Consider the following 15,758-nt stretch of genomic DNA (forward strand, 5'->3'; position numbering starts at 1 on the left):
GCGTGCTTTCCTGTGGACCGCCTGCGACGGTTGAAAACGTCGCGGTTGGCGAGGCGGGTATCTACGCCTATGGTCGCCGCTCTTTTCGATCAGAGTGGTTTGACGCAATTCCGGACGGAAAACCGTTTCACACTTTTCCTGGAATTGCTTGGAGTGGGAATGACATGGCCTCCGACATAAAGCGCATCGCAGCCATCATCGCGGCGGAGATCAAGGCGCGGCCAGAACAGGCGGCGGCGGCGATCGAACTGCTCGACGAAGGCGCGACGGTGCCGTTCGTTGCGCGTTACCGCAAGGAAGTGACCGGCGGGTTGGATGACACGCAGCTGCGCGACCTTGCGGAACGGCTCGCCTATTTGCGTGAGCTCGACGCCCGCCGTGACACCATCCTTGGCTCGATCCGCGAGCAGGGCAAGCTGACGCAGGAGCTCGAGGGCAAGATCGTCGCCGCCGCCACCAAGGCGGAGCTGGAAGACATCTATCTGCCTTACAAGCCGAAGCGCCGCACCAAGGCCGAGATCGCCCGCGAGCGCGGGCTGGGACCCTTGGCGGAAGCCATTCTTGCCAACCGTTCGCTGGTGCCCGCCGATTTGGCTCTCGCCTATGTCACCGAAGAGGTGGCCGATGCCAAAGCGGCACTGGACGGCGCGCGCGACATCCTGTCGGAACAGTTCGCCGAGAATGCCGATCTGGTCGGCAAATTGCGCACCTATATGAAGGATCGCGCCTTCATGCGTGCCCGGGTGGTCGACGGCAAGCAGGAGGCCGGCGCGAAATTCTCCGACTATTTCGACCATGTCGAGCGCTGGGCCAATGTGCCGAGCCATCGCGCTCTGGCCATGCTGCGCGGCCGCAACGAAGAGGTGCTGTCGCTCGACATCGAGGTCGATGCCGACGACACGTCGGCGGTGAAGCCGGTCGAGCGGATGATCGCCAATGCCTATGCCATTGGCGGCACTCTGCCGGGCGACCGCTGGCTGATGGATGTCGCCGGCTGGACCTGGCGCATAAAACTGTCGCTGCACCTGACGCTCGACCTCATGCGCGACCTGCGTGAGCGCGCCGAGGAAGAGGCGATCCACGTCTTTGCCCGCAACCTCAAGGATTTGCTGCTTGCAGCGCCCGCCGGCTCGCGGGCCACGATGGGGCTCGACCCCGGCATCCGCACCGGGGTCAAGGTGGCGGTGGTCGACGGCACCGGCAAGGTGCTGACGACGACGACGGTCTATCCGTTTCCACCCAGGAACGATGTGCGCGGCACGCAGGCGGAACTCGCTAAGCTCATCCGCCTGCACAAGGTCGAACTGATCTCGATCGGCAACGGCACCGGCAGCCGCGAAACCGAGAAGCTGGTGGCGGACATGCTGTCCGATATGCCTTCCGATGGCGGGCCGAAGCCGCTGAAGGTGATCGTCAGCGAGGCGGGCGCCTCGGTCTATTCGGCATCGGCAACGGCGGCGGCGGAATTCCCCGGCCTCGACGTGTCGCTGCGCGGTGCGGTGTCGATCGCGCGGCGGCTGCAGGATCCGCTGGCCGAACTGGTCAAGATCGAACCCAAGTCGATCGGCGTCGGCCAGTACCAGCACGATGTCGACCAGTATCGGCTCGGCCGCTCGCTGGAAGCGGTGGTCGAGGATGCGGTCAACGCTGTCGGTGTCGACCTCAACACCGCTTCGGCGCCATTGCTGGCCCGTGTTTCAGGGCTGGGCGCGTCGCTCGCCGACGCCATTGTCGCGCATCGCGATGCGACCGGGCCTTTCGCCAGCCGCAAGGATTTACTCAAGGTGCCACGGCTTGGGCCACGCGCGTTCGAACAATCCGCCGGTTTTCTGCGCATCGCCAATGGCAGCGAGCCGCTCGATGCCTCGTCGGTGCATCCGGAAGCCTATGGCGTGGCCAAGAAGATCGTCGCCGCCTGCGGCCGCGATGTGCGTTCGCTGATGGGCGACAGCGCCGCGCTCAAGGCGCTCGACCCACGCGTCTTCGTTGACGAGCGTTTCGGGCTGCCGACGGTGCGCGACATTCTTGCCGAGTTGGAAAAGCCCGGCCGCGACCCGCGCCCCGGCTTTAAGACGGCGACCTTTGCCGACGGCGTCGACGACATCAAGGATCTGAAGCCCGGCATGCTCTTGGAAGGCACGGTCACCAATGTCGCGGCCTTCGGCGCTTTCGTCGACATTGGCGTCCACCAGGACGGGCTGGTGCATGTCTCGCAACTGGCCGACCGTTTCATCAAGGATGCGCATGAGGTGGTCAAGGCCGGCGACGTGGTCAAGGTGCGCGTCGTCGACGTCGACATCAAGCGCAAGCGCATCGCGCTGTCCATGCGCAAGGATGGCGGCGAGGGCGGTGCATCCAAAGGCGGGCCGCGCGACAATGGTGGCGGCAGGTCGGCGCCACGTTCACCGGCGCCACAACGCCAGCCGGAGCGACCGGCACAGCAAGGCGCGTTCGGTGCGGCGCTGGCCGATGCGCTGAAGCGGAAGTAGCTGCTTACGACGGCGCCCAGCACGCCTGCGTCAGATGAGATTCATACGACGCACATTGGGTTTTCCGGTCGAAGCGACAAGCTGGGATATGTTCAGGGCTCATTGCTCGGCTCCCCGCCCTCAAGAATTGTCGGGATGTCACGGGTGCCATGCAAAATGCGCTCGATACGGACGTCGTCGCCGTCGGCGGTGTAGAATATCACATAGCGCTGAAATGCGATGGAGCGCAGGCCGGGCCAAAGTGTGGGGCGGAGAACACCGCCACCCGGCACGTCTGCAATACGGCCACAACGTTCCCTGAGCGCAGCTATGAAGCGGTGAGCCGCGGCTGGGTTTTCAGCATGGATGTAGTCGCCGATCTCTTGGACATCCTGCGCGGCGGCTGGCGCAAATATGACCGCCATCGGTCACGGCTTTCCGCCGCTGTATTTTGCTTCCAGCCGCTTGAACACTTGGTCGGCTGGGATGCCCGGACCGCTTTCCACGCCCTTGCGAATGGCCTCCCGCAGCGACGCAAGCTTTGCCTCGCGCTGTTCTTCGCGCTCTTCCAGCAGGCGCAAGCTATCGCGCACGACTTCGCTGGCACTGGCATATCGGCCGCTCTCTACCAATTCGCGGACCAATGTCTCATAGCGGGGGCCGATACTGTAACTTGCAGGCATGGGTTATCCTTTCATTTTATCCAAAATTATCAAATTTTGATAAATCGGCCAAATCAAATCTGCCGGTGGACACGTGTTAGCAGCCAATCGCGAAAACTGGCGACGGGCGGATGGCCGCGCTTGTCGTGGGGGACGACGAGATAGTACGCGCTGCGGCTTTGCATGGGCTCACCGGGCGCAGGTACAAGCTGGCCGCGTTGCAATTCGCCCGCGATGAGAAGCAGGGGCAACAGCGCCACGCCGAGCCCCGCCATGCAGGCCTGGGCGGCGGTGCCGAACTGTTCGAACTGCATGCCGGGTCCGGTCGGCGCGCTCAGGCCCTGATGTTCGAACCACTCGGTCCAGGCGCCAGGCCGCGTTGCCATGTGCAGCAGCGGCAGGCGGCCGATGTCGGACGGCGTGGCGACGGCGCGGCCGGCGAGGAATTCGGGTGATACCACCGGCGCCACGGTTTCGCGCACCAGCAGCGTGGAGTCCGCTTCCGGCCAGTCCGGCAGGCCGTAGTGGATGGCCGCATCCAGCCTCTCCCTGGCAAAATCGAAGCGGCCGACGCGGGTAACGAAGTTGATGGTGATATCAGGGTTGTTTTCGACAAAGTCGGGGATCATCGGCATCAGCCAGCGCGTGCCGAAGGTCGGCAATATGGCCAGGTTCAGGATGCCACTATGCCGATTGCTCATCAATCCCAAGGCTGCATCGCGCAACTGGCCAAGCGCTGAACGCACGGCTTCGGCGTAGATTTCGCCTGCTGTCGACAGCCGGACATTGCGGCTGTCGCGCTCGAACAGACGGCGCCCGAACTGATCCTCCAGCAGCCTGATCTGCCGACTAACCGCCCCTTGAGTCAAATCCAGCTCCTGGGCGGCGGCGGTGAAACTGCCAAGACGGGCGACCGCCTCGAAGGCGGCGAGGGCGCTGATGTTGGGCAGGAGGCGGCGCTGGACACTCATGATCCATTCCTAACGCTCATTGATCGGTGAAGCAATTTCGTTTGATTTTTTAGGGCCACGGGCCGATAAGCCGGGCTTCACCCGTTTCAAGGACCGAGAAGCCATGGCCGCCGACAAGAATGCATTCGTCTGGGAAGATCCATTCCTGATCGAGGACCAGCTTTCGGAAGAGGAGCGCATGGTGCGCGACGGCGCGGCGGCCTTTGCCGCCGACAAGCTCGCGCCACGCATCGAGGACGCCTACCTCAACGAGACCTTCGACACGGCGATTTTTCGCGAGATGGGCGATGCCGGCTTGCTCGGCATCAACATCCCGGAAGAATTCGGCGGGCTCGGCGCCAACTACGTCACCTACGGGCTGGTGGCGCGGGAAGTCGAACGTGTCGATTCCGGTTATCGCTCGATGATGTCGGTGCAGTCGTCGCTGGTGATGTATCCGATCTATGCCTATGGCTCGGACGAACAGCGCAAGAAATATCTGCCCAAGCTCGCCAGCGGCGAATGGATCGGCTGCTTTGGCCTGACCGAGCCGGATGCCGGTTCCGACCCGGGCGGCATGAAGACACGCGCCGAAAAGACCGCCAACGGCTACAAGCTCTCCGGCTCCAAGATGTGGATTTCCAACGCGCCGGTCGCCGACGTGTTCGTCGTCTGGGCGAAGCTGAAGGGCGAGAACGGCAAGGACGAGATACGCGGCTTCGTGCTGGAAAAGGGCATGAAGGGCCTTTCGGCACCGAAGATCGGGGGAAAGCTCAGCCTCCGTGCGTCGATCACCGGCGAAGTGGTGATGGAAGGTGTCGAGGTCGGCGAAGACGCGCTGCTGCCTAACGCCAAGGGCCTTGGCGGCCCGTTCGGCTGCCTCAACCGGGCCCGTTATGGCATTTCCTGGGGCTCGATGGGTGCGGCGGAAGATTGTTGGCACCGCGCCCGCCAGTATGGTCTCGACCGCAAGCAGTTCGGCAAGCCGCTGGCCGGCACGCAGCTTTACCAGAAGAAGCTCGCCGACATGCAGACCGAGATCGCGCTGGCCCTGCAGGCTTCGTTGCGCGTCGGGCGCCTGCTCGATGAAGGCAAGATGGCGCCGGAGATGATCTCGATCGTCAAGCGCAACAATTGCGGCAAGGCGCTCGACATCGCCCGTCAGGCGCGCGACATGCATGGCGGCAACGGCATCCAGATCGGCTACCACGTCATGCGCCACGCGCAGAACCTGGAAACCGTCAACACCTATGAAGGCACGCATGACGTGCACGCGCTGATCCTCGGCAGGGCGCAGACGGGCATTCAGGCGTTTTTCTAAAGCTGTGCTCAACCGGCAGCGCCTGCTTAAATTAGGTGCACCGCAACATCTCTGCTTGGAGAATGGCCAGCAGATGTGTCAGGGTTCAGCGACTTCGTTTGAAACGCTGAAATCCGGGGCCCCATGGCAATTCTGGCAGCCGTCTACCACCTGACCCACTACAAATACGACCGGCCGGTGGTTCTCGGGCCTCAGATCATCAGGCTGCAGCCGGCGCCGCATTCCCGCACCAAGGTGTTGAGCCATTCGCTCAAGGTCGAGCCGGCAAACCATTTCGTCAATTTGCAGCAGGACCCTTACGGCAACTTCCTCGCCCGCTTCGTCTTCCCGGAGCCGGTGACGGAACTGAAGATCGAGGTCGATCTAGTCGCCGACATGACGGTCTACAATCCGTTCGACTTCTTCGTCGAACCGTCGGCCGAGGCGTTTCCGTTCGAATACCCGGAAGAGATACGCGACGATCTCGCCATCTACCGGACACCTGAGCCAGCAGGCCCGCTGCTCCAGGCCTTCCTCAGGACTGTCGACCGCAGCGCCCCCAACACCGTTAATTTCCTCGTCGATCTCAATGCCAGGCTGCAGCGCGAGATCGCCTATATCGTGCGCATGGAGACCGGCGTGTTCTCGCCGGAGGAAACGCTGGCCGCCGGCAAGGGCTCCTGCCGGGATTCGAGCTGGCTGCTGGTGCAGATCCTGCGCAATCTCGGCATCGCCGCGCGCTTCGTATCCGGCTACCTGATCCAGCTCAAGCCCGACCTTGTCGCGCTCGACGGGCCGGCTGGGACATCAGTCGATTTTACCGATCTGCATGCCTGGTGCGAGGTGTATCTTCCCGGCGCCGGCTGGATCGGCTTCGATCCGACTTCCGGCCTGCTGACCGGCGAAAGCCATGTGCCGCTTGCCGCGACACCGCATTTCCGCAACGCAGCCCCGATTTCGGGCATGGCGAGCTTTGCCAACGTCGAATTCGGCTTCGAGATGCGCGTTGACCGCATCGCCGAACATCCGCGCATCACCAAGCCGTTCTCCGATGAAAGCTGGCGGGCGCTCGACGCGCTGGGCAACAAGGTCGACGCCGCACTGTCGGCCGGGGATGTGCGGCTGACGATGGGCGGCGAACCGACTTTCGTGTCGATCGACGACTTCGAATCCGCCGAATGGAACACTGCCGCCGTTGGCCCGACCAAGCGTGAAAAGGCCGATGCGCTGATCCGCAAGCTGCGCGAGCGCTTCGCGCCGGGCGGCTTTCTCCACTACGGCCAGGGCAAATGGTACCCGGGCGAGAGCCTGCCGCGCTGGACCTTCTCGCTCTACTGGCGTGCTGATGGCCAGCCGGTGTGGAGCGACCCGTCGCTGATCGCGCGGGAAAAGAGCTCGGCCGATATCGGCCCGAAACAGGCCGAAAGCCTGCTCACGGCGATCGCCGGCGAGCTTGGCATCGAAAAAACCATGGTCAGCGAAGCCTATGAGGATCCGGCCGAGTGGCTGCTCAAGGAAGGCAAGCTGCCGGAGAATGTCGACCCATCCAACTCCAAGCTGGAGGACCCGGAAGAACGCAGCCGCATGGCGAAAGTGTTTGAGCGCGGCCTGACCAAGCCGTCCGGCTATGTGCTGCCGGTGCAGCGCTGGAACAGCCAGGCGTCTGGACCGCGCTGGCGCTCGGAAAAATGGAAGACGCGGCGTGGCCGGCTGTTCCTGGTGCCTGGCGATTCGCCGGTCGGCTACCGCTTGCCGCTCGGCACGCTGCCCTATGTGCCGCCGGCACAATTCCCCTACATCGTGCCGGTCGATCCATCGCTGCCGCGCGGGGCGCTGCCGGCACGTGAGGCCATCCTGCCCCCCGCCGCTCCGGCCGAACTCGAAGGCGCCGACGAAATGGCGCGGCGCCAGCAGGCGGCGTCCTTCACCGCAGCGACTGGCCAGCAGGACCGAGTCGAACAGGAGATCACCGAGATCGGTGGCGCTGTGCGCACGGCGCTCTCCGTCGAGCCGCGCGACGGAAGGCTCTGCGTTTTCATGCCGCCGGTCGAGGCACTGGAGGATTATCTCGAACTGGTCGCCGCCGCCGAGAACGCCGCCAAGGCGATTGGCCTTCCCGTGCATATCGAGGGCTATGGCCCGCCGCACGATCCGCGCCTCAACGTCATCCGCGTGGCGCCCGATCCCGGCGTCATCGAGGTCAACATCCATCCGGCTTCCAACTGGCAGGATTGCGTGGCGACAACCACGGCGATCTATGACGAGGCGCGGCAGACGCGGCTGGGCGCCGACAAGTTCATGATCGACGGCCGTCATACCGGCACTGGCGGCGGCAACCATGTCGTCGTCGGTGGCGCGACACCCAATGACAGCCCGTTCCTGCGCAGGCCCGACCTGTTGAAGAGCCTGGTGCTGCAATGGCAACGGCGTCCCTCGCTGTCCTATCTGTTCTCCGGCCTGTTCATAGGTCCGACCAGCCAGGCGCCGCGCTTCGACGAGGCGCGTCACGATTCGCTCTACGAGCTCGAAATCGCCATGGCGCAGGTGCCGCATCCGGACCAGGGCGCGGCGCCCTTGCCGTGGCTGGTCGACCGGCTGTTCCGCAATCTGTTGACCGACGTCACAGGCAACACGCACCGCTCGGAAATCTGCATCGACAAGCTGTTCTCGCCGGACGGCCCGACCGGCCGGCTCGGACTGGTCGAGTTCCGCGGTTTCGAGATGCCGCCCAATGCGCGCATGTCGCTGGCGCAGCAATTGCTTGTCAGGGCGATCATTGCCCGTGCGTGGAAAAACCCGCTCGATGGTCGCTTCGTGCGGTGGGGCACCTCGTTGCATGATCGTTTCATGCTGCCGCACTATGTCTGGGCTGACTTCCTCGACGTGCTCGACGACCTCAAGCTAAATGGCTTCGAATTCCGCCCCGAATGGTTCGACGCTCAGCTCGAATTCCGCTTCCCGTTCTGCGGCGAGGTCCAGCATGCCGGCATCAAGCTGGAATTGCGGCAGGCGCTGGAGCCCTGGCATGTGATGGGCGAGCAGGGCGCGATTGGCGGCACAGTGCGCTTCGTCGATTCCTCGGTCGAGCGGCTGCAGGTCAGGACCGAAGGCCTCAACCCGGAGCGCCACGCGATCGTCTGCAACGGCCGCGTCGTGCCGATGAAGGTGACGGACAACCGCGAGGTCGCGGTGGCGGGTGTGCGCTTCAAGGCCTGGCAGCCGGCTTCGGGCCTGCATCCCGCGCTGCCGGTCAACACACCGCTGGTGTTCGACATCTATGACCGGTGGTCGGGACGGGCGGTCGGCGGCTGTGTCTACCATGTCGCCCATCCCGGCGGCCGCAGTTATGACACCTTCCCGGTCAACGGCAACGAGGCGGAAGCGCGACGGCTCGCGCGCTTCGAGCCGCGCGGCCATACGCCGTCAGGCTATATGCTGCGCGAAGAACAACCCACGGAAGATTTCCCCATGACCCTTGACCTTCGGCGTCCACCCAGACTGTGATCGGACATGGCAAAGGGGAATCACAAGCGGGTACGCGGCAAGCCGCAGATCCACAGCCTGCTGGAGCACTACCAGCCGATTGACGGCGTCGTCGACGAGATGGTCGATGCGTCGGGCAATCCGCGTCCGGTCTGGAAGCGTTTCATCGAGGCGCTCGATGATCTCGGTGCCGAAAAGCTCGGCCAGCGATTTGCCCGCGCAGACCAGTATCTGCGCGATGCCGGCGTCTACTACCGTGTCTACGACAAGGCGGGCGCCAATGAGCGCGAATGGCCGCTGGCGCATGTACCCCTGCTCATCGAAGACGCCGAATGGGCCGCGATCAGCGCCGGGCTCGTACAGCGGGCCGAGTTGTTCGAGGAAACCGTCGCCGACATCTATGGGCGTAACCGGCTGGTCGAGAAAGGCATCCTGCCGGCGGGGCTGATCGCCGCCAGTCCCGAGTATTTACGGCCTGTCGTGGGCACCATCCCGGCTAATGGCCATTTCCTGCATTTCTGCGCCTTCGAACTCGGCCGCGGGCCTGACGGCCAGTGGTGGGTGCTTGGCGACCGCACGCAGGCGCCGTCCGGCGCCGGCTTTGCGCTGGAAAACCGCGTCGCCACCACCCGCGCGCTGTCCGACATCTATGGGGAGATGCATGTGCACCGGCTTGCCGGCTTCTTCCGCCGCTTTCGCGATGCGCTGATCGGCATGGCCACCGACGGCCGGGTCGCCATACTGACGCCGGGGCCGCTCAACGAGACCTATTACGAACACGCCTACATCGCCCGCTATCTCGGCATCATGCTGCTCGAAGGCGAGGATTTGACCGTTTCCGGCGGCAGGCTGATGGTGCGCACCGTCTCCGGCCTGATGCCGATCAGCGTTTTGTGGCGGCGGCTCGATGCCGCTTTCGCCGACCCGCTTGAACTGCGCTCGGATTCGCAGATCGGCACGCCGGGCCTGGTCGAGGCGATCCGCCAGGGTGCGGTCGCGACCGTCAATGCGCTGGGCTCGGGCCTTATGGAAACGCGGGCGCTGCTCGCCTTCCTGCCCAAAATCGTACGCGAATTGCGCGGCGAGGAGTTGCTGTTGCCAAGCGTCGCGACGTGGTGGTGCGGGCAGGAGGCCGAACGGGCCCATGTGCTTGCCAATATCGACCGCATGGTGATCGGGCCGGCGCTGTCGACGCGGCTTGCCTTCGAGGATGATGGCCAGACCACGCTCGGCTCGGCGTTGTCGGCCGGGGAGCGGGCCGAGCTGCTGGCGCGCATCGAACGCGACGGCGGTGCCTTTGTCGGCCAGGAAGCGGTGACGCTGTCGACGACGCCCGTCTTTGTCGGTGGCTGGCTGGAGCCGCGGCCGGCCAGCCTGCGCGTCTATCTGGCGCGAACCCCGGAGGGCTGGACAGTCATGCCGGGCGGGTTTGCTCGGGTTGGCCTGTCGCTTGACCCAACCGCGATCGCCATGCAGCGCGGCGGCCAGGCGGCCGATGTATGGGTGGTCAGCGATCGGCCGGTGGAGCGCGAAACGCTGCTGCCACAGGAGGGCGACAGTTTCAGCCGCACCAGGCCGGGCAGCCTGCCCAGCCGCGCGGCGGAGAACCTGACCTGGCTTGGCCGTTATATCGAACGCTCGGAAGACACGGTGCGCATCTTGCGCGCCTATCATGTGCGGCTGGCCGAGACCTCCGACCCGGACATGCCGCTGCTGGCCGACATCAGGGACTATCTCGCACCGTTCGGCATCGACGTCGAAACGGCGATCCCGTCTGGACTGATCGGCACGCTGGACAGCGCGGTCTACAGTGCCGGGCAGATCCGAGACCGTTTCTCGCCCGATGGCTGGCTGGCGCTCAAGGACCTGTCGAAGACCATCCATCAGTTCGCCACGACAGTGGCGCCCGGCGACGATGCGACACGGGCCATGACCGTGATCCTGCGAAAGCTCGCCGGCTTCTCCGGCCTGCTGCACGAGAACATGTACCGCTTCGCTGGCTGGCGGTTCCTCGAAATCGGCCGGCGGCTGGAGCGCGGCATCCAGATTGCCCGCACGCTGTCCCGGCTGACCCGCGCCAAAGCGCCGGATGGAGCGCTCGACATGATGCTGGAGATCGGCGACAGCGTGATGACCCATCGCCGGCAATATCCGGTGCAGTCTGGCCGGCGCACGGTGATCGATCTCCTGGCGCTCGACCCGCTCAACCCGCGCTCCATCCTTTTCCAGCTCGAAAGGCTGAAGGCCGAGATCGGCCTGTTGCCATCGGTTGGCGGCGAGGGGCACATGTCGCCGGCGGCGAAAGAGATCCTGCAGCTCAACACCGCCATCGCCATCAAGGAGCCTTCGGACATGACGGCAAAGGCGCTGGACGATCTCGCGTATGAAATAGGCGGTCTCTACAACATCCTCGCCAAGGCCTATTTCGGATAAGCAGCTTCGGCACGGTTTTGCGACAAGGACCCGTGCCAAAACAACCTGTGGCAGGACAAGAAAAGCAGAACATGCTCTACGACATCAGGCTTCATCTTCATTACGACTACGCGGCCGCTGCCGGTGGCGGCCGCCATCAGATACGCGTGCTGCCATCGACGATATCAGGGGTGCAGCGTGTTATCGCCGCCTCGCTCTCCTTTTCGCCTGCGCCCAATGAACGTTCTGATTTCTCGGACTTTTTCGGCAACAACGTCACCTCGATCGCTTTTCGCGACGCCCATGATGCGCTCGACATAAGGATGAGCGCACGCATATCGGTGTCACGGCCCGAGCCGGGGCTCGACGTGTCGCCCGATATCGGGCGGCTCAAGCAGGAGCTGGCTGCGACGCGGTCTTTGGGGCCGGCCTCGCCGCATCATTTTCTGGTCGCCAGCGGCCATGTGAGCATCGATGCGGCGATCACCGCCTATGCGCGAGACAGCGTCGGCAACTCGGCCATCGGCACTGCGATGAATTTCTGCAACCGCATCCATCGCGATTTCACCTATGACGGCGAGGCGACCACGGTGCGGACCCGGGCCAGCGATGCCTTCAAATTGAAGCGTGGTGTCTGCCAGGACTTTTCGCACATCATGATCGCCGGCCTGCGCGGTCTCGGCATTCCCGCAGGCTATGTCAGCGGCTTCCTGCGCACCATTCCACCGAAGGGCAAACCCCGGCTGGAGGGCGCCGATGCCATGCATGCCTGGGTTAAGGTATGGTGTGGGCGCGATGCCGGCTGGCAGGAGTTCGACCCGACCAACGGCATGCGGGCCAGCAACGACCACATCACCGTCGGCTTTGGCCGCGACTATTCCGATGTCGCGCCGATCGTCGGCGTGCTGAAAACCACCGGCGGACAGGTCGGTGAGCAGGCTGTCGACGTCATTCCGGTCGCGCTCGAAAAGGCGTGAAAGCGGACGGGTCCGCACCAGGTGACCCTTGGGTACAATTCAGCACCAACAAAGGTGACTTCTCAAATGGTGAAGTGGCAGCTACCTTAGGTTGGTTTCGAGGCGACCAATAGTTGCAGTATTGATGCGCGGGCGCGGGGTTTGGTATTGAAAGCGGTCAGCGTCGTCATTCCTGCCCACAATGCGGCGAAGACCATCGCTTCGACGCTGGCGTCGCTCGCCAGCGAGGTCGGGGTTATCGGCGAGATACTTCTCGTCGATGATGCATCTTCAGACGGTACAGCTGCCGTGGCGATGCAGGCCGCTGCGAAATTGTCCCTGCCGCTGCGCGTGCTGCCGGCCAATTGTCGCGATGCTGGTGGCGCGCGCAACGTTGCACTGGCGCAGGTGCTGCATCCCTGGGTGTACCTGATCGATGCTGACGATTTGCATCTTGAGAACGGCTTGCGGGCGCTGCTCCAGCAGGCCGAACGCCGGCCAAAAGCCGACATGATCGTTGGCGCTTACCGGCGTCGGGTGAATGGCCAGGACCGGCAGATCAAGGTGCCGAACGGATATCAGACCGGCTGTCTGGCAAACGCCGCGGCCTATGTGAAAGGTGATATCAGGTCGGTCGCGGTGGGCAGTGTGCTTGCATCGCGGCACCTGATCGGCCAAACGCGGTTTCCTGTCGGGCTGGCCTATGATGAGGACACGTTGTTTTGGGCGCGGCTGATGAGCACGGCGTCGCTGGCCATGATCGAGCGGCCTGTTATGGTCTATGAGGTCTCGCCGATGCGCTCCGACGATCGTTTTACGATCAAGCCGGTGAAGCGCTTCCTGGATTGGCGCCGGGAGCTGCGCACACTCACCGATTGCAACATCCCCGTCTCGGCGCTGAAGACAAGGGAGGGGCTGGTCGCCCTCAAGATCGCCCGCGTCCACTATGCGCGCGGTGACCTGGACACGGCCGCGCGTTTCCTAGCGGTGGCCGTGGCCGCGCCGAAGCGACGGTCGGATGCCTGGCGCTGTGTGCGCTACAAGGTGAAGATCGGGTCCCGACGCTGGTTTTCGCGGTCAGGAATTCACTTGCAAAGTGCTTTATGACAGCCGAGCCAGAATTGGCGGTTGTTGTAATCGGGTGTCGAGCCCCGGCAAGTATCGTCGGTTCAGTCAAATCTCTTATCGATCAGGGCATGCCCCTCGAGATCCTTGTAGTCAACTCTGGTGGAGGGGATGCGAAATCGCTTCTGCACGATGCCGGCATCGATGTGCCGGTGATTGAAATCGCAAAGCGGGTATTCGTTGGGACCGCGCGCAATGTCGGGATTGTTGCCACGCAGGCGCCCTTCGTTGCATTCCTTGCCGACGATTGCCTGGCTTGCCCGGGTTGGGCGGCGGCACGGCTTCGCCGGCACCTTGCGGGGACTGCCACGGTTTCGAGCGCGATTTCTAACAGCCATCCTCGCAATCCCTATGCCTGCGCCGCATATCTCGCGCTGTTCGCGCGCCGTCTTCCAGGCCTTCCCGCGGAACTGGCGCTGCGCTACGGCGTCTCCTTCGACCGGCGGCTGTTCGAGGAATACGGCCTGTTCGACGAATCGATGCGGGTTGCCGAGGACACCGAGTTTCTCGCACGGCTGCCCCCGGAGCTTGAGCCGGCCTGGGGACCGGAGATAAGAACGATCCATCGCAACGAAACGCGATTGCGTGGTTTGCTCTTCGACCAGTACAGGCGCGGCTATCGCAGTGGCGCCTGTTACATCGGGACGACCGGGGCCAAGCCCTTTCGACTTGCCCGCAACAATTTCAGGGATCGGCGGCAGATTCGAAAACTGGCGAGGATCGGGCTGTCTGGACCGGAGTTGAGCTTCGCCATGCGTTCGATGCCGATTGTCGTGTTGGCCTTGTTTGCGAAGTCTCTTGGCATCTATTTGGGCGCTCGCGATCGCTTGAAAAATGACCTGAAAAAGACAGGATGATTAACTGCCATAGCAAGCCGAGGCGGTGGCGGCGCGACAGGTTTTTCTGGACGCGCACGAGAACGCTAGCGGCGTTCAGCTACCGCTACGATGCGCATTGAGCCCAGGCGACGCTCAGGCCGACAAGCCTCTACCGGTATTTCGATCCCGAACATGAGATGCAGGACATTGGATACGACTATTTGACAGACGAGAGGCATGCTCGCTTGGAGACAATCGCGCCTGGTCGCGACTATCAGCCACCGCATATCGATGATGGCGGGATGTGGATGGCGATATAACGGCCGAGTCCCAAGGATAGCTTTTTCGGCCCCGCCCCGGAACCAGCAGCCCATCCGTTGCTTATCTTCCGATAAATCCGGTGGAGTACACATGCTGGACAAATCACAGCCGCACGTTGGTCGATCGACCGGGCAGGAAAACACCATACAGGGACGGGCGCAGATTTCCGCCAGGGACGCTTCCCTGACCTATGTCAGCGACGCCGAGCCAGGCATACGCCGGCTGAAGGCAAGCAAGGGATTTTCCTACAAGAAGCCGGACGGGCGACCGGTCTCGGTTGCTGTCAAGGCGCGTATCGACGCGATCGTCATCCCACCGGCATGGACGGATGTCTGGATCTCGCCTGACGCGGATGGCCACATCCAGGCGACCGGAAGGGATCAACGGGGGCGCAAGCAGTATCGCTATCATCCGCAATGGGCCGAACAATGCGACGGCGTCAAATATTCGAGCCTCGTGGCTTTTGCCGAAAGCCTGGCCGAGCTGCGGCACACGATAGACAGCGATTTGCGCCGTCACGGCCTGCCGTTCGAGCGGGTTGTCGCCGCGGTCGTCTGGCTGCTGGACAACACGATGATCCGTGTCGGCAATGCGGCCTACGCCAGGGACAACAAGAGTTTTGGCCTGACGACACTGCGCGACCGCCATGTCGACATCAAGGGATCGAGCCTGCGCTTTGCCTTCAAGGGCAAGTCAGGCAAGGAATGGAAACTGAAGCTGGTCGATCGCCGCATCGCCGGGATCGTTCGGGGCGCGCAGGACCTGCCGGGGCAGAAACTGTTCCAGTATCTCGACGAGGATGGCAACAGGCGCCCGGTCCGCTCTGACGACGTCAACCGCTATATCCGCGAGGCGGTTGGCGACAAGTTCAGTTCGAAGCATTTCCGCACCTGGGGCGGCACCATCCATGCCGCGTCGCTGTTTGCGCAGACGGAACTGCCGGAAAGCCAGGCACAGCAGAAGCGGGTGATGAACAGCGTCATCGACAAGGTGGCCGAGCGGCTGGGCAACACACGCGCCGTCTGCCGTAAATGCTACATCCACCCACAGGTTTTCGAGGCCTGGTCGCAAGGGCGGCTGCTCGGCGAGATGAGCGAGGCCAACAAACGAAAACGCTCGATAGACGGTCTCGACGAGGAAGAGGCGCTAGTGCTTCGGTGGCTGAAAACGCACGAAAGCTGACTCGCGGCGACTGACGACTGTCAAAGCCACAGCGGTCAGATTTTTTTATCGACGTCGTGTCGGGATCGGTCCTACTGTTTC

Annotated in this window: 11 protein-coding genes; 8 read left to right on the top strand and 3 right to left on the bottom strand. The window is 63.5% G+C overall.

What is annotated here, in order from left to right; all coding sequences use genetic code 11:
- Nucleotides 1–164: 164 nt before the first annotated feature.
- Nucleotides 165–2,489 (top strand): Tex family protein, encoded by a 2,325-nt coding sequence (locus A3A9_RS0118505; protein ID WP_027060106.1) that lies wholly within the window; start codon nucleotides 165–167, stop codon nucleotides 2,487–2,489.
- A gap of 92 nt (nucleotides 2,490–2,581) precedes the next feature.
- Here A3A9_RS0118505 and A3A9_RS0118510 read toward each other — a convergent pair whose 3' ends face one another.
- The 3 genes from A3A9_RS0118510 to A3A9_RS0118520 are packed head-to-tail and all read right to left on the bottom strand — an operon-like array spanning nucleotide 2,582 to nucleotide 4,101.
- On the bottom strand, nucleotides 2,582–2,893 hold the full coding sequence (locus A3A9_RS0118510) for a type II toxin-antitoxin system RelE/ParE family toxin (RefSeq protein ID WP_027060107.1): 312 nt from the start codon (nucleotides 2,891–2,893) through the stop codon (nucleotides 2,582–2,584).
- A gap of 3 nt (nucleotides 2,894–2,896) precedes the next feature.
- Nucleotides 2,897–3,151: a type II toxin-antitoxin system ParD family antitoxin gene (locus A3A9_RS0118515; protein WP_027060108.1), complete on the bottom strand. Its 255-nt coding sequence runs from the start codon at nucleotides 3,149–3,151 to the stop codon at nucleotides 2,897–2,899.
- Between the two features lie 53 nt (nucleotides 3,152–3,204).
- The gene (locus tag A3A9_RS0118520) at nucleotides 3,205–4,101 is read right to left on the bottom strand and encodes a LysR family transcriptional regulator (protein WP_027060109.1); all 897 of its coding nucleotides are present in this window, start codon (nucleotides 4,099–4,101) and stop codon (nucleotides 3,205–3,207) included.
- Nucleotides 4,102–4,204: 103 nt separating this feature from the next.
- Here A3A9_RS0118520 and A3A9_RS0118525 point away from each other — a divergent pair, with 103 nt between their 5' ends.
- The 7 genes from A3A9_RS0118525 (at nucleotide 4,205) to A3A9_RS0118560 (ending at nucleotide 15,677) form a co-directional block, all read left to right on the top strand.
- Nucleotides 4,205–5,401: an acyl-CoA dehydrogenase gene (locus tag A3A9_RS0118525; protein WP_027060110.1), complete on the top strand. Its 1,197-nt coding sequence runs from the start codon at nucleotides 4,205–4,207 to the stop codon at nucleotides 5,399–5,401.
- A gap of 123 nt (nucleotides 5,402–5,524) precedes the next feature.
- Nucleotides 5,525–8,884 (top strand): DUF2126 domain-containing protein, encoded by a 3,360-nt coding sequence (locus A3A9_RS0118530; protein ID WP_027060111.1) that lies wholly within the window; start codon nucleotides 5,525–5,527, stop codon nucleotides 8,882–8,884.
- 6 nt (nucleotides 8,885–8,890) lie between these two features.
- On the top strand, nucleotides 8,891–11,296 hold the full coding sequence (locus A3A9_RS0118535) for a circularly permuted type 2 ATP-grasp protein (protein ID WP_027060112.1): 2,406 nt from the start codon (nucleotides 8,891–8,893) through the stop codon (nucleotides 11,294–11,296).
- Between the two features lie 71 nt (nucleotides 11,297–11,367).
- Nucleotides 11,368–12,252, top strand: a complete 885-nt coding sequence (locus tag A3A9_RS0118540) for a transglutaminase family protein (RefSeq protein WP_027060113.1) — start codon at nucleotides 11,368–11,370, stop codon at nucleotides 12,250–12,252.
- A gap of 147 nt (nucleotides 12,253–12,399) precedes the next feature.
- Complete coding sequence (locus A3A9_RS0118545) at nucleotides 12,400–13,338, top strand: glycosyltransferase family 2 protein (RefSeq protein WP_027060114.1); 939 nt, start codon at nucleotides 12,400–12,402, stop codon at nucleotides 13,336–13,338.
- Nucleotides 13,335–14,213, top strand: coding sequence for a glycosyltransferase family 2 protein (locus tag A3A9_RS0118550; RefSeq protein ID WP_152536130.1), 879 nt, complete (start codon nucleotides 13,335–13,337; stop codon nucleotides 14,211–14,213). Before A3A9_RS0118545 ends, A3A9_RS0118550 begins: the two co-directional genes overlap by 4 nt.
- 372 nt (nucleotides 14,214–14,585) lie before the next feature.
- Nucleotides 14,586–15,677, top strand: a complete 1,092-nt coding sequence (locus tag A3A9_RS0118560; protein WP_027060116.1) for a DNA topoisomerase IB — start codon at nucleotides 14,586–14,588, stop codon at nucleotides 15,675–15,677.
- Nucleotides 15,678–15,758: the final 81 nt, after the last annotated feature.

Source organism: Mesorhizobium loti CJ3sym (assembly GCF_000472785.1).
Taxonomy (GTDB): Bacteria; Pseudomonadota; Alphaproteobacteria; order Rhizobiales; family Rhizobiaceae; genus Mesorhizobium; species Mesorhizobium loti_E.

Bases quoted from the DNA above. Each gene is read 5' to 3' on its own strand.
- A3A9_RS0118505 (WP_027060106.1), top strand. From the start codon at position 165: ATGGCCTCCGACATAAAGCGCATCGCAGCCATCATCGCGGCGGAGATC.
- A3A9_RS0118510 (WP_027060107.1), bottom strand. From the start codon at position 2,893: ATGGCGGTCATATTTGCGCCAGCCGCCGCGCAGGATGTCCAAGAGATC.
- A3A9_RS0118515 (WP_027060108.1), bottom strand. From the start codon at position 3,151: ATGCCTGCAAGTTACAGTATCGGCCCCCGCTATGAGACATTGGTCCGC.
- A3A9_RS0118520 (WP_027060109.1), bottom strand. From the start codon at position 4,101: ATGAGTGTCCAGCGCCGCCTCCTGCCCAACATCAGCGCCCTCGCCGCC.
- A3A9_RS0118525 (WP_027060110.1), top strand. From the start codon at position 4,205: ATGGCCGCCGACAAGAATGCATTCGTCTGGGAAGATCCATTCCTGATC.
- A3A9_RS0118530 (WP_027060111.1), top strand. From the start codon at position 5,525: ATGGCAATTCTGGCAGCCGTCTACCACCTGACCCACTACAAATACGAC.
- A3A9_RS0118535 (WP_027060112.1), top strand. From the start codon at position 8,891: ATGGCAAAGGGGAATCACAAGCGGGTACGCGGCAAGCCGCAGATCCAC.
- A3A9_RS0118540 (WP_027060113.1), top strand. From the start codon at position 11,368: ATGCTCTACGACATCAGGCTTCATCTTCATTACGACTACGCGGCCGCT.
- A3A9_RS0118550 (WP_152536130.1), top strand. From the start codon at position 13,335: ATGACAGCCGAGCCAGAATTGGCGGTTGTTGTAATCGGGTGTCGAGCC.
- A3A9_RS0118560 (WP_027060116.1), top strand. From the start codon at position 14,586: ATGCTGGACAAATCACAGCCGCACGTTGGTCGATCGACCGGGCAGGAA.